Raw genomic sequence first — 13,040 nt, 5'->3', positions numbered from 1 at the left:
GCGGGCGGCGGGAGCGCCCTCAGCGCTGCGGGTCCGCGGGGTGCGGGGCCATCGGCAGCAGGGAGGACAGCCGCGCCTCGCACAGCCCGACGAGGACCTCGTAGGCCTCCTTGCCCATCAGCTCCGTCAGCTCCGGCCGGTACGACTCGTACACCGGCTTGCCGGCCCCGTGCGCGGAGGTCGCCGAGGTGCACCACCAGTGCAGGTCGTGGCCGCCCGGGCCCCAACCGCGCCGGTCGTACTCGCCGATCGACACCTGGAGGATCCGGGTGTCGTCGGGGCGCTCGATCCAGTCGTAGGTGCGCCGGACCGGCAGCTGCCAGCAGACGTCCGGCTTGGTCTCCAGGGGCTCCTTGCCCTCCCGCACGGCCAGGATGTGCAGGGAGCAGCCGGCCCCGGCCGGGAAACCGGGCCGGTTCAGGAACACGCAGGCCCCGTCCCAGCGCCGGGTCTGCTTCTCCCCGTCGTCGTCGAACTGCGTCCAGCCGGTCTCGCTGCCGACGTCGTGGAACTGCCACACCTCGGGGGTCAGCCGTGCCACGTGCCCGGCCACGCGCTTCTCGTCGTCCTCGTCGGAGAAGTGCGCGCCGAGCGTGCAGCAGCCGTCGTCGGCGCGACCCGCCTGGATGCCCTGGCAGCCGCTCCCGAAGATGCACGTCCACCGGGAGGTCAGCCAGGTCAGGTCGCAGCGGAAGACCTGCTCCTCGTCGGCCGGATCGGGGAACTCCACCCAGGCCCTGGGGAAGTCGAGGCCCTTCTCGTCCGGCTCCTTGCCGACCTTGGCCGGGGCCTTGACCTTGCCCTTGGCCTTGCCGTCGCCCTGGTCCGTCTTCGACCGGGCCTTGTTGGCCTTCTTCGTATTTGGCACAAACCCCAGCCTAAGGGCCCCTTACTCCACCGCCGCGCGTTCGGCCCAGTAGCGTTTCCCGCATGAGACTCGGTGTCCTTGACGTGGGTTCGAACACGATCCATCTGCTGGTGGTGGACGCGCACCCCGGCGCGCGCCCGCTGCCCGCGCACTCGCACAAGGTGCAACTGCGTCTGGCGACCCTGCTCGACGAGCGCGGAGCGGTCGGCCCCGAGGGTGTCGAAGCCCTCGTCTCGGTGATCGGCGAGGCGGTCCGGGCCGCCGAGGACAAGGGCTGCGAGGACCTCCTGCCCTTCGCGACCAGCGCCGTGCGGGAGGCCACGAACGCCGACGAGGTCCTCGCCCGCGTCAAGGCCGAAACCGGCATCGACCTGCCCGTCCTCAGCGGCGAGGACGAGGCCCGGCTGACCTTCCTGGCCGTTCGGCGCTGGTTCGGCTGGTCCGCCGGCAAGCTGCTGGTCCTGGACATCGGCGGCGGCTCGCTGGAGATCGCGTACGGCATCGACGAGGAGCCGGACACCGCCGTCTCCCTCCCGCTGGGCGCGGGCCGGCTCACCTCGGCCTGGCTCCCCGGCGACCCGCCGGACCCCTCGGACGTACGGGCGCTGCGCCGTCACGTACGCGCCCAGATCGCCCGCACGGTCGGCGAGTTCAGCCGCTTCGGGGCGCCGGACCACGTGGTGGCCACCTCGAAGACCTTCAAGCAGCTGGCCCGGATCGCGGGCGCGGCCCGCGAGGCGGACGGCCTGTACGTCCAGCGCGACCTCACCCGCAAGTCCCTGGAGGAGTGGGTCCCGCGCCTGACCACGATGACGGCGGCGGAACGTTCCACCCTCCCCGGCGTCTCGGACGGCCGGGCCGGACAGCTCCTGGCGGGGGCAATGGTGGCGGAGGCCACGATGGACCTCTTCGGCGTCGACGAGCTGGAGATCTGCCCGTGGGCCCTGCGCGAGGGCGTCATCCTGCGCCGCCTGGACCACCTGGGCTGACCCTGGCGAGGAGGCGCCCCCGCCACCCGGCCCTGCCTGCGCCCGAGCCCCGGCCCCCGCCCCCTCCCGGGGCCGGGACGCCCGGGCCGCGCGGTGGGCCCGTAATCTGTCCCCGTGGCAGAACCAGTCCGTATCCCGACCACCCGCACCCCGAAGGTCGCCCTGTCCACCGCCTCCGTCTACCCGGAGTCCACGGCCACCGCCTTCGAGACCGCCGCCCGCCTCGGCTACGACGGCGTCGAGGTCATGGTCTGGACGGACCCGGTGAGCCAGGACGTGGACGCGCTGCGCAGGCTCTCGGACGACCACGGGGTCCCGATCCTCGCCATCCACGCGCCCTGCCTGCTCATCACCCAGCGCGTGTGGTCCACCGACCCGTGGACCAAGCTCCAGCGGGCCCAGACGGCGGCCGAGAAGCTCGGCGCCTCCACCGTCGTCGTGCACCCGCCGTTCCGCTGGCAGCGCCAGTACTCCCGCGACTTCGTCAGCGGGATCTGGCGGATGGCCGAGGAGACCGACGTCCGCTTCGCCGTCGAGAACATGTACCCCTGGCGCTACCGCGACCGCGAGATGCTCGCCTACGCGCCCGAGTGGGACGTCACCAAGGACGACTACCGGCACTTCACCGTCGACCTCTCCCACACCGCGACCGCCCGTACGGACGCCAACGCCATGATCGACCGGATGGGCGACCGGCTCGCCCACATCCACCTCGCCGACGGCAACGGCTCCGCCAAGGACGAGCACCTCGTCCCCGGCCGCGGCACGCAGCCCTGCGCCGAACTGCTGGACGGCCTCGCCCGGACCTCCTTCGACGGCCACGTGGTCATCGAGGTGAACACCCGCCGGGCCATGTCCTCCGCCGAGCGCGAGGCCGACCTCGCCGAGGCCCTCGCCTTCACCCGCCGGCACCTCGCGAAGCCGGCCCGCCGCCGATGACGGAGCCGACGGACCAGAGCGGTCCGACCCAGCCGACGGACACGAGCGGACCGACGGAGCCGACGGACCAGCCGGGACCGGCCGAGCCGATGGTGCCGCCCGCGCACCCCCCGAAGCGGCGGCGCGGCCCCGGCCGCCCCCGGCAGGACGAGGTCGACGAGGGCCCCGGCACCCAGGAGCGGATCCGCCTCGCCGCCCGCGAGGTGTTCGCGGAGCGCGGGTACGACAAGACGTCCGTGCGCGGCGTCGCGAAGGTCGCCGGAGTGGATCCGGCCCTGGTGCACCACTACTTCGGCAGCAAGGACGACCTCTTCGCCGCGGCCGTCGAGGTCAGCCTGGAGCCCGCCCTGGTGGTCCCGGCGATCATCGGCGACGGCCCCGACGGCATCGGCGAGCGCCTGGCCCGCTACTTCCTCGGCATATGGGAGAACCCGGTCACCCGGGCCCCGCTGCTCGCCGTGATGCGCTCCGCCCTCACCCACGAGGCGGCGGCGAAGGTGCTGCGCGGCCTGATCCTGCGCCGGGTCCTGGAACGCGTCGCCGCCGACCTCGACGTCCCGGACCCGACCTTCCGGGCCGAGCTGGCCGCCTCCCACATGATCGGGATCGCGGTGCTGCGCTACGTGGTCCGGGTGGAACCCCTGGCCTCCGCCGACACCGAGGAGATCGTGGCCCTCGTCGCTCCCACGCTCCAGCGCTACCTGACCGAAGAATGATCCTGCCGTCCCGACATCCGGACCACCTGTCCGGATCGCGGGCGGTGGGCGTAGCCTCGTAACCGAGCCATATCCACAGTCGCGGCCGAACGCAGAGCCGCACTCATGGGGAGTGAAACCGCATGCCCGAGCTGAGGTCCCGCACCGTCACCCACGGCCGCAACATGGCAGGCGCGCGTGCGCTCATGCGCGCCTCGGGCGTAGCGAGCGAGGACATCGGGAAGCCGATCATCGCGGTGGCCAACTCCTTCACCGAGTTCGTCCCCGGCCACACCCACCTGGCCCCCGTCGGCCGGATCGTCTCCGACGCCATCCGCGCCGCGGGCGCGATCCCCCGCGAGTTCAACACCATCGCGGTCGACGACGGCATCGCCATGGGCCACGCCGGCATGCTCTACTCCCTGCCCTCCCGCGACCTCATCGCGGACAGCGTGGAGTACATGGTCGAGGCCCACTGCGCCGACGCCCTGATCTGCATCTCCAACTGCGACAAGATCACCCCGGGCATGCTGATGGCCGCCCTGCGCCTCAACATCCCGGTCGTCTTCGTCTCCGGCGGCCCGATGGAGGCCGGCCAGGCCACCCTCGTCGACGGCACCGTCCGCAAGCTCGACCTGATCGACGCCATGGTCGACGCCTCGAACGAGAACGTCTCCGACGAGGACATCCTGCGGATCGAGGAGAACGCCTGTCCCACCTGCGGCTCCTGTAGCGGCATGTTCACCGCCAACTCGATGAACTGCCTCGCCGAGGCCATCGGCCTGGCCCTCCCGGGCAACGGCTCGGTCCTCGCCACGCACACCGCCCGCCGCGCCCTGTACGAGGACGCCGGCCGTACGGTCGTGGAGATCACCAAGCGCTACTACGAGGGCGACGACGCGTCCGTCCTGCCCCGCAACATCGCCACCCGCGAGGCCTTCGAGAACGCCATGGCCCTCGACATCGCGATGGGCGGCTCCACCAACACGATCCTGCACCTGCTGGCCGCGGCGCAGGAAGCGGGCCTGGAGTACGACCTCACCGACATCGACGCCGTCTCGCGCCGCGTCCCGTGCCTGTCCAAGGTCGCGCCGAACGTGGCGCCCGGCGGCACGTACTACATGGAGGACATCCACCGCGCCGGCGGCATCCCCGCCATCCTCGGCGAGCTGCACCGCGGCGGTCTCCTCAACAAGGAAGTCAACACGGTCCACTCCGACGGCCTGGAGGACTGGCTGGCCAAGTGGGACGCCCGCTCCGGCACGGCCACCGACACGGCCATGGAGCTGTGGCACGCGGCCCCCGGCTGCAAGCGCTCCGCCACCGCCTTCTCCCAGTCCGAGCGCTGGGAGACCCTGGACCTCGACGCCGAGGGCGGCTGCATCCGCTCGGTGCAGCACGCGTACTCCAAGGACGGCGGCCTCGCCGTGCTGCGCGGCAACATCGCCGTCGACGGCTGCGTCGTGAAGACCGCCGGCGTCGACGAGTCGATCTGGACCTTCGAGGGCCCGGCCGTGGTCTGCGAGTCCCAGGACGACGCCGTCGACAAGATCCTCCGCAAGGAGGTCAAGCCGGGCGACGTCGTCGTCATCCGCTACGAGGGCCCGCGCGGCGGTCCCGGCATGCAGGAGATGCTCTACCCGACCTCGTTCCTGAAGGGCCGCGGCCTCGGCAAGGTCTGCGCCCTGGTGACGGACGGCCGTTTCTCCGGCGGCACCTCGGGCCTGTCCATCGGCCACGCCTCCCCGGAGGCCGCCTCGGGCGGCACCATCGCGGTCGTGGAGGACGGCGACCGCATCCGCATCGACATCCCGAACCGCTCCATCGAGCTGCTGGTCGACGAGGCCACCCTCGCCGCCCGCCACGAGGCCCTCGGCGGCGTGTACGCCCCGAAGGACCGCGAGCGCAAGGTGTCCGCCGCCCTGCGCGCCTACGCGGCGATGGCCACCAGCGCCGACAAGGGCGCCGTCCGCGACGTCAGCCTCCTGGGCTGATCCGCCCGCGGCCCTCCGGGGCCGCCCCGCACGCCAGTCGCGACCCCGCCGGAAGCATCACCATCCGGCGGGGTCGCGCCCGTCCACGGCGAAGACCGTTCCGTCGGGCGCCGACCCGAAGACCCGGCCGTCGCCGAACACGGGCGTGGGGATGGCGGAGCTGACGGAGCCCTGCCCCGAGGCCAAGCGGGTCCCGGTCTGCCCGACGAGGTGCCCGGTGGTCGCGTCGACGGCCAGCAGGCGCCCGTCCGACACGGTCAGGTGGACGCGGCCGTCCGCGTACGCCGGGCTCGACGCACTCGCGGCGCCGGTCTCCAGGCGCCACAGCTCCCGGTCCGCGCCGATCGCGACGAGGGTGCCCTGGGTGGCGAAGGCGTACGCCGTGCCCTTCGGATCCACCGTCGCCTGGGCGGCGTACAGGGGAGCCGACAGCCGGACCCGGTGGACCGCGCGGGTCGTCGTGTCGATCCGTACGACGGCCACCGCGTGCGTGCTCGCGTCGTTGTCCAGCAGGAACACCGAACCGTCGGTCGTGCCGAAGGGCTGGAGCCGGCCCTCGCCGCGCACCTGCCAGCGCACGGCCCCGCTCGACGCGTCCACCTCCGAGACCTCCGTCGACCGGCCGTTGGCGTCGGGCGTCGAACGGTAGAACACCGGCGCGCCCCCGGGCCCCGGCCCGCCCCACCATCCGGACCCCGCCGCAGCGGGCTTGCTCCAGCGCGGGGACCCGCTCGCCGCGTCGAGCACCGTGGCGGTGCCGTTCGCCGCCGCCAGCAGGACCCGCGCACCGGCGGCCACCACCTGGGTGCCCGCCGACAGTCGGTACTGCCAGCGCTCCGTGCCCGTCTTCGCGTCCAGGGCCCGGAGCCGTTCGCCGCCGTCCGCCACGACGAGGACCAGCCCGCCGACGGCCAGCGGAGCCATGGGCGTGGCACCCGGCCGGTCCGGGGCGCCGGCCGGGAGGGACCACAACACCGCGCCGTTCGCGACGTCGAGGCGGGCGGCGCTCAGGTTCCGCCCCGCGCAGTACAGCCCGCCCGACTCCGCCGAGCAGGACACGGTGTGCCCGCCCAGCGCCACCGACCAGGGGGTCACGGGCGCGGGCCCGGCGGCGCTCGCCGCCGACGGACGGGGCCCGGCCCCCCGGGACGCCCCCGCGTCGGAGCCCGACCACAGCAGTCCGCCGGCGACACCGGCCGCCAGCAGCAGGGCGACCGCCCCCGCCACCACCACCCGCGTCCGGCCGGGCCCGCGCCGCGGGGCCTCGGGGGCGGCGGGCGGCGCGTTGCGATGGTGGGTGTCCTCTTCGTCGGGCACCGGCGGGCGCGGTCGCGGTATGAAGGCCTGGGTGTCCTCGGAGATCGGGCTCGTCACGGCCCGGATCTCGGCGATCAACGCGTGGGCGGTCGGCCGTTCCTCGGGATCCTTCGCCAGGCAGCGGGCCACGATCGGGACGAGCCGCGCCGGCAGCCCCGTCAGATCGGGCTCGCTGTGCACGACCTGGTACGCCACGAGGTAGTGGCTGTCGGAGTCGAAGGGGCCGTGCCCCGTCGCCGCGTGCACCAGCACCGCGCCCAGCGCGAACACGTCCGCGGCCGTCCCCACCTCGCGGGGCCGCTGGAACTGCTCCGGCGCCATGAACGGCGGCGTTCCTATCAGCTTGCCGGTCTCGGTGCGCAGGTCGCTGTCGGCCGGGCGCGAGATGCCGAAGTCGATGACCCGCACCCCGTCCGCGGCCATCAGCACGTTGCTCGGCTTCAGGTCCCGGTGGACGACCCCGGCCCGGTGGATGTCCCGCAGGGCCTCCGCCAGCCCGGCGGCGAGCCGGGTCAGCTCGACGGCGTCCAGCACCCGTTCGCGTACCCGCTCGGACAGCGTCGGAGCGTCGACGAACAGGGTGGCCATCCAAGGCCGTTCGGCGTCCGGGTCGGCGTCCACGACGGGCGCCGTGAAAGCCCCGCTCACCCGCCGCGCGGCCGCGACCTCCTGCCGGAAGCGCGCCCGGAACTCCGGGTCCACCGCGTGTTGGGCGTGCACGACCTTGACGGCGAGTTTCAGCCCGGAGCTGGAGGCGGCCAGGTGGACGACGCCCATGCCACCGGAGCCGAGCACGGATTCGAGCCGGTAGTGCCCGGCGTACTCCGGAAGCCCGGCGTAGTCCGCGCGCCGCGATCGCACCGCTCACCACCCCCGCCGGAGCCTAGTCCATGGTCCGTGCGGATCTCCAAGGTCCTGCTACCCTGCGCGCGTTGCGCAGGGCAACACCCATGGGGGGAGCTTTCACATGTCCGTTGAGAACGATTCCGGCCACATCCAGAGCCTGGAGAGCGTGGCGGTGAGCGGCAGCCTGCCGATGTACCAGGTCGCGCCCGGCTACCGCGTCAACGTCCGCAACGGCCCCGGGACCGGCTACGCGATCGTCGACACCCTGCCGCTCGGCGCGAGCGTCTCCATCCGCTGCCAGTGCCCCGGCACGACGGTCTCCGGTCCGTACGGCACGACGGACATCTGGGACTGCGTCGGCAACGGCCGGTTCATCTCGGACGCCTACGTGAAGACCGGCACGGACGGCTACGTGGCCAGCCGCTGCGACTGAGGCAGGGGCGGCGGGCGCGTCCGACCGGGGCGACGTCACCCGTTCCGCCACGCGAGACGCCCCCGGCGCCGGCGCCGCGCCGGGGGATAATCGCCGGTGTGAGCGACGACGACCAGCGAGACCAGAGCCCGACCACCCCGCCCGCCACCCCGGCGGCGCCGGCCCCCGGGCCGCAGCCCGAGGCGATCCGTTTCTTCGGCACCACCTGGGTGGACCACTCCGGCGGCTACACCTGGCGCCGCGTCGCCGTGGCCGCCGGCTCGCTGCTCGGAGCCGTGGCCGCCGCGTACCTGCTGCGCTTCGCCTACGAGGGCCTGGAGATCGGCAACGTCGGCCCCTTCCTCAGCATCTCCGTCGTCGTCCTCTTCGCGATCGCCAGTTCCATCGCCTTCGTCAAGACCTGGGACTCCTTCGGCCGCCGCCCCGCCCCGTCCTCCGACGAGGCCGCCCTCAAGGGCCTCAAGGCGATCGGTTTCATCGGCTCCCTCATCGCGTACTTCCTGCGCTGCTTCGTCGAGGCGCCCGGCGAGAAGCTCCGCCGCACCGAGTACGAGCGCGCCGCGGCCGAGTTCGCCCGCCGCCGCGGCAGCCGTACGGGCAACCCGGCCGCCCGCCGCCCCAAGCGCAAGAAGTAGCCCCTCCCGGGGCCCGGACCGGACTCCCCGACAGACCTCCCTCCCGAAAGACCTCCCTCCCGACAGACCTCCGCCCCGGCGGATTGACGTCCCGGCACCGCCAGGAGCATTATTCATCACATGATGAATAACCCACCGGACAGGCCGCCGACCCCCGCCGCCGCAGCCGTCCACGCCCGCGACCTCACCGTCCGCCGCGGCGCCGGCCGCACCCCCCGCACCGTCCTGGACGCCCTCGCCTTCGACGTCCCCCGCGGCCGCATCACCGGCCTCCTCGGCCCCTCCGGCTGCGGGAAGTCCACCCTCCTGCGCTCCGTCGTCGGCACCCAGGCCCACGTCACCGGCACCCTCGACGTGCTCGGCCGCCCCGCCGGTCACCCCGAGCTGCGCTCCCGCATCGGCTACGTCACCCAGGCCCCCTCCGTCTACGACGACCTCACCGTCCGACAGAACCTCGACTACTTCGCCGCCGTCCTCGACCCCGGCCGCGCCGCCGCCGACCGCCGCCGGGTCACCGTGGACCGCGCCATCACCGACGTCGACCTCACCTCCCGCGCCGGAGCCCTCGCCGGGAACCTCTCCGGCGGCCAGCGCAGCCGGGTCTCCCTCGCCGTCGCCCTCCTCGGCGCCCCCGAGCTGCTCGTCCTCGACGAACCCACCGTCGGCCTCGACCCCGTACTGCGCCGCGACCTGTGGAACCTCTTCCACGACCTCGCCACCGGCCGGGGCGCCACGATCCTCGTCTCCTCCCACGTGATGGACGAGGCCGAGCGCTGCCACGACCTCCTCCTCATGCGCGAGGGCCGCATCCTCGCCCAGGACACCCCCGACGCCCTGCGCACCCGCACCCACCGCGCCACGGTCGAAGAGGGCTTCCTCCACCTTGTCGACGAAGCGAACGCCCTCGCAGCCCAGGAGCAGAACCGATGAACACGGCCCGCACCGCCGCCACCGCCGCCCGCGTCCTGCGCCAGCTCCGCCACGACCCGCGCTCCATCGCGCTGATGCTGCTGGTCCCCGTCCTGATGCTGACCCTGCTCCGCTACGTCTTCGACGGCAGCCCGCGCACCTTCGACAGCATCGGAGCCTCGCTCCTCGGGATCTTCCCGCTGATCACGATGTTCCTCGTGACCTCGATCGCCACCCTCCGCGAGCGCACCTCCGGCACCCTCGAACGCCTCCTCGCCATGCCGCTCGGCAAGGGCGACCTCATCGCCGGCTACGCCCTCGCCTTCGGCGCCGTCGCCGTGGTCCAGTCCCTGCTCGCCACCGGCCTCGCGCTCTGGGTCCTCGGCCTGGACGTCGTCGGCTCCCCCTGGCTGCTCCTGCTGGTCGCCCTCCTCGACGCCCTCCTCGGCACCGCGCTCGGCCTGTTCGTTTCCGCCTTCGCCGCGTCCGAGTTCCAGGCCGTCCAGTTCATGCCGGCCGTGATCTTCCCGCAGCTCCTCCTGTGCGGCCTCTTCGCGGCCCGCGACACCATGCAGCCGGTCCTCTCGGGCATCTCCGACGTCCTGCCCATGTCCTACGCCGTGGACGGCATGACCCAGGTCCTCACCCACACCGACATGACCGCCGACTTCGTCCGCGACGTGGTCATCGTCGCCGCCTGCGCCCTGCTCGTCCTCGCCCTCGGCGCCGCCACCCTGCGCCGCCGCACCCCGTAGGGCGCCCAAGGACCGGACAGCCACCGCGCCCGCGCCCGCCCGGGTGCGACGATGAGCCCGTACGTCCTTACGTTCGTTCGGCGAGGTGAATCCGGCATGACCCAGACAGTCGCAGTCCTCGGTACCGGCAAGATCGGCGAGGCCCTGCTCAGCGGGATGATCCGGGGCGGATGGCCGGTCGACAAGCTGCTCGTCACCGCCCGCCGCCCCGAGCGCGCCGAGGAGCTCCGCACCCGTTACGGGGTCGAGGCCGTCGGCAACGCCGAGGCGGCCAAGCGCGCCGACACCCTCATCCTGACCGTGAAGCCGCAGGACATGGGCAAGCTCCTCGAAGAGCTGGCCCCCCACGTCCCGGCCGACCGCCTGGTGATCAGTGGCGCGGCGGGCGTGCCCACCTCCTTCTTCGAGGAGCGGCTCGCCGCCGGCACCCCGGTCGTCCGCGTCATGACGAACACCCCGGCCCTCGTCGACGAGGCCATGTCCGTCATCTCCGCCGGCAGCCACGCCACCGCCGACCACCTCCTGCACACCGAGGAGATCTTCGGCGGCGTGGGCAAGACCCTGCGCGTCCCGGAGTCCCAGCAGGACGCGGCCACCGCCCTGTCCGGCTCCGGCCCCGCCTACTTCTACTTCCTCGTCGAGGCCATGACCGACGCCGGCATCCTCCTCGGCCTGCCCCGCGCCCAGGCCCACGACCTGATCGTCCAGGCCGCCATCGGCGCCGCCGTGATGCTCCGCGACAGCGGCGAGCACCCGGTCAAGCTCCGCGAGGCCGTCACCTCCCCGGCGGGTACGACGATCAACGCCATCGTCGAGCTGGAGAAGCACGGCGTACGGGCGGCCCTGATCGCCGCGCTGGAAGCGGCCCGCGACCGCAGCCGCGAGCTCGCCTCCGGCAACAGCTGACCCGACGGACGCGGGGGAGCGGACCGCAGGGCGTACGGAGTCGTCAGGGGGCCAAGAGCCCGATGGCCTCGTACGCCCGGTCCACCACCGGCCGGGCCAGCGCCCGCGCCCGCCCGGCCCCCTCCCGCAGCACGCGCTCCACCTCGCCCGGATCGGCGGAGATCTCCGCGTGCCGCTCGCGCAGCGGCCGAAGCAGCTCCACCACGGCATCGGCGACGTCCCTCTTCAAGGGCCCGTACTGGGAGTACTCCCGCGCCAGCTCCGCCGGCTCCCCGCCCGTACAGGCGGCGAGGACGTCGAGGAGGTTCGCCACCCCGGGTCGTGCGGCCCGGTCGTAGACCACCGCGCCGTCACCGCTGTCGGTCACGGCCCGCATCACCTTCCTGCGGACCACCTCGGGCTCGTCGAGCAGGTAGACGATCCCCGCCCCGTTCGCATGGGACTTCCCCATCTTCGAGGTCGGGTCCTGGAGGTCCATGACCCGGGCCGCCACCACAGGGAGCGTCGCCTTCGGCACGGTGAAGGTGTGTCCGTACCGCTGGTTGAACCGCGCGGCCAGGTCCCGGGTCAGCTCGACGTGCTGCCGCTGGTCCTCGCCCACCGGCACCTCGTCCGTGTCGTAGGCCAGGATGTCGGCGGCCATCAGCACGGGATAGGTGAGCAACGACAGCCGTACTCCGTCCCCCGAGGCCTGCGCCGCCGCCGCCTTCTCCCGGTACTGGATCATCCGCCGCAGCTCCCCGTCGGACGCGGTGCACTCCAGCAGGTAGGCGAGCCGGGTGTGCTCGTCCACGTGGCTCTGCACGAACAGGGTGCACGCGTGCGGCTCCAGCCCGGCGGCGAGCAACAGCGTCGCGGCCTGCCTGCTGAGCCGACGCACCCGCGCCGGATCGTGTTCGACGGTGAGCGCGTGCAGGTCGACGACGCAGAACAGCGCGTCGTGCGGCTCCCGCTCGGCGGCGACCCACTGCCGCACGGCCCCCAGGTAGTTCCCCAACGTCAGATGCCCGGTGGGCTTGACCCCGCTGAAGATCCTCGTCATGTCCCGCTCTCCCTCTGTCTGTATGTGGTGTCGGCGCCACCGCGTCGGGCGACCGAGCCACTCCCGGGGAGGGGAGAAACGAAAACGGCCGCCGAAGCGGCGGCCGTGAGCGCATGCGAGCTACGCGTGGAAGTCGGCCGCCGTCAGGCGGCCCACCAGCGAAGGCTGGACGTGAGCGCATGCGTAGTCATGCGGAGCAGCCTAGCCCGCAGGTCATGAGGAGTGCGGGAGGTTTCCCCCAGGTCAGCCGGGGGTTGACACACTCGTACCAGGTCCGTAAGGTTCTTCGAGTTGTCCGTGAAGTGAGCGCCGACCCCGGTCGGTCCCCGGACAGCCATCCCGCACTACACATTCGAACGAACGATGCACCGTGTCGTCTCGTTTTCATGCGTATTTGCGAATGAGGAATCCGCGTTCCAGGACGTAGCCGCCGATTCGCTTCGGGGGCAGGGAATCCGCTACTGTCTCACTCGCCGGAAGGGCCCAACAGCCCGGAACGCAAATCCCGTTGACTGGGAGTCAGGCCCGAAAGGATCTGATAGAGTCGGAATCGCCGGAAAGGGAAAACGCGAAAGCGAAGAACCTGGAAAGCACCGAGGAAGTCGGACACGAAAGAGTCTGATAGAGTCGGAAACGCAAGAACAGAACGAAAAGCCCGGAGGAAAGCCCGAGAGGGTGAGTACAAAGGAAGCGTCCGTTCCTTGAGAACTCA

The 13,040-nt window shown here is 72.6% G+C and carries 12 protein-coding genes; 9 read left to right on the top strand and 3 right to left on the bottom strand.

Annotation, left to right across the window (positions count from 1 at the left end; genetic code table 11):
* Positions 1 to 19: 19 nt before the first annotated feature.
* Entirely contained in the window at positions 20 to 868 is an 849-nt protein-coding gene (locus ACIOD1_RS25870) for a hypothetical protein (protein ID WP_365615127.1), read from the bottom strand.
* A gap of 62 nt (positions 869 to 930) precedes the next feature.
* On the opposite strand from ACIOD1_RS25870, the gene ACIOD1_RS25865 reads away from it, so the two are divergent.
* The 4 genes from ACIOD1_RS25865 to ilvD all read left to right on the top strand — a co-directional run bounded on the left by ACIOD1_RS25865 (position 931) and on the right by ilvD (position 5,485).
* On the top strand, positions 931 to 1,857 hold the full coding sequence (locus ACIOD1_RS25865; RefSeq protein WP_365615124.1) for a Ppx/GppA phosphatase family protein: 927 nt from the start codon (positions 931 to 933) through the stop codon (positions 1,855 to 1,857).
* A gap of 114 nt (positions 1,858 to 1,971) precedes the next feature.
* Complete coding sequence (locus tag ACIOD1_RS25860; protein WP_365615121.1) at positions 1,972 to 2,796, top strand: sugar phosphate isomerase/epimerase; 825 nt, start codon at positions 1,972 to 1,974, stop codon at positions 2,794 to 2,796.
* An 89-nt stretch (positions 2,797 to 2,885) separates the two neighbouring features.
* On the top strand, positions 2,886 to 3,512 hold the full coding sequence (locus tag ACIOD1_RS25855; RefSeq protein ID WP_365616175.1) for a TetR family transcriptional regulator: 627 nt from the start codon (positions 2,886 to 2,888) through the stop codon (positions 3,510 to 3,512).
* Between the two features lie 122 nt (positions 3,513 to 3,634).
* On the top strand, positions 3,635 to 5,485 hold the full coding sequence (ilvD, locus tag ACIOD1_RS25850; protein ID WP_365615118.1) for a dihydroxy-acid dehydratase: 1,851 nt from the start codon (positions 3,635 to 3,637) through the stop codon (positions 5,483 to 5,485).
* Positions 5,486 to 5,542: 57 nt separating this feature from the next.
* Here the strand turns inward: ilvD and ACIOD1_RS25845 are convergent, their stop codons facing one another.
* The gene (locus ACIOD1_RS25845) at positions 5,543 to 7,663 is read right to left on the bottom strand and encodes a protein kinase domain-containing protein (protein ID WP_365615115.1); all 2,121 of its coding nucleotides are present in this window, start codon (positions 7,661 to 7,663) and stop codon (positions 5,543 to 5,545) included.
* Between the two features lie 106 nt (positions 7,664 to 7,769).
* Between ACIOD1_RS25845 and ACIOD1_RS25840 the strand changes: the two genes are divergently transcribed.
* The 5 genes from ACIOD1_RS25840 to proC all read left to right on the top strand — a co-directional run bounded on the left by ACIOD1_RS25840 (position 7,770) and on the right by proC (position 11,286).
* A complete protein-coding gene (locus ACIOD1_RS25840; protein ID WP_365615112.1) occupies positions 7,770 to 8,081 on the top strand; it encodes a peptidase in 312 nt (103 codons plus the stop codon).
* A gap of 98 nt (positions 8,082 to 8,179) precedes the next feature.
* Positions 8,180 to 8,716: a hypothetical protein gene (locus ACIOD1_RS25835; RefSeq protein ID WP_365615109.1), complete on the top strand. Its 537-nt coding sequence runs from the start codon at positions 8,180 to 8,182 to the stop codon at positions 8,714 to 8,716.
* 120 nt (positions 8,717 to 8,836) lie between these two features.
* Entirely contained in the window at positions 8,837 to 9,646 is an 810-nt protein-coding gene (locus ACIOD1_RS25830) for an ABC transporter ATP-binding protein (protein ID WP_401904885.1), read from the top strand.
* Positions 9,643 to 10,380 carry an ABC transporter permease gene (locus ACIOD1_RS25825; protein WP_365615103.1) on the top strand — a complete coding sequence of 246 codons (738 nt, stop codon included), beginning with the start codon at positions 9,643 to 9,645 and terminating at the stop codon, positions 10,378 to 10,380. Before ACIOD1_RS25830 ends, ACIOD1_RS25825 begins: the two co-directional genes overlap by 4 nt.
* A gap of 96 nt (positions 10,381 to 10,476) precedes the next feature.
* Positions 10,477 to 11,286, top strand: a complete 810-nt coding sequence (proC, locus tag ACIOD1_RS25820) for a pyrroline-5-carboxylate reductase (protein ID WP_365615100.1) — start codon at positions 10,477 to 10,479, stop codon at positions 11,284 to 11,286.
* A gap of 43 nt (positions 11,287 to 11,329) precedes the next feature.
* Here proC and trpS read toward each other — a convergent pair whose 3' ends face one another.
* Positions 11,330 to 12,328 (bottom strand): tryptophan--tRNA ligase, encoded by a 999-nt coding sequence (trpS, locus tag ACIOD1_RS25815; protein WP_365615098.1) that lies wholly within the window; start codon positions 12,326 to 12,328, stop codon positions 11,330 to 11,332.
* Between the last annotated feature and the right edge of the window lie 712 nt (positions 12,329 to 13,040).

This window comes from Streptomyces sp. NPDC088097 (assembly GCF_044741845.1).
Lineage (GTDB): Bacteria > Actinomycetota > Actinomycetes > Streptomycetales > Streptomycetaceae > Streptomyces.
This window is presented reverse-complemented; position numbering and strand designations above follow the sequence as displayed.

Excerpts from the sequence above, each read along its gene's own strand:
- ACIOD1_RS25825 (WP_365615103.1), top strand. The coding sequence starts at position 9,643 with ATGAACACGGCCCGCACCGCCGCCACCGCCGCCCGCGTCCTGCGCCAG.
- proC (WP_365615100.1), top strand. The coding sequence starts at position 10,477 with ATGACCCAGACAGTCGCAGTCCTCGGTACCGGCAAGATCGGCGAGGCC.
- trpS (WP_365615098.1), bottom strand. The coding sequence starts at position 12,328 with ATGACGAGGATCTTCAGCGGGGTCAAGCCCACCGGGCATCTGACGTTG.
- ACIOD1_RS25840 (WP_365615112.1), top strand. The coding sequence starts at position 7,770 with ATGTCCGTTGAGAACGATTCCGGCCACATCCAGAGCCTGGAGAGCGTG.
- ACIOD1_RS25830 (WP_401904885.1), top strand. The coding sequence starts at position 8,837 with ATGATGAATAACCCACCGGACAGGCCGCCGACCCCCGCCGCCGCAGCC.
- ilvD (WP_365615118.1), top strand. The coding sequence starts at position 3,635 with ATGCCCGAGCTGAGGTCCCGCACCGTCACCCACGGCCGCAACATGGCA.
- ACIOD1_RS25855 (WP_365616175.1), top strand. The coding sequence starts at position 2,886 with ATGGTGCCGCCCGCGCACCCCCCGAAGCGGCGGCGCGGCCCCGGCCGC.
- ACIOD1_RS25865 (WP_365615124.1), top strand. The coding sequence starts at position 931 with ATGAGACTCGGTGTCCTTGACGTGGGTTCGAACACGATCCATCTGCTG.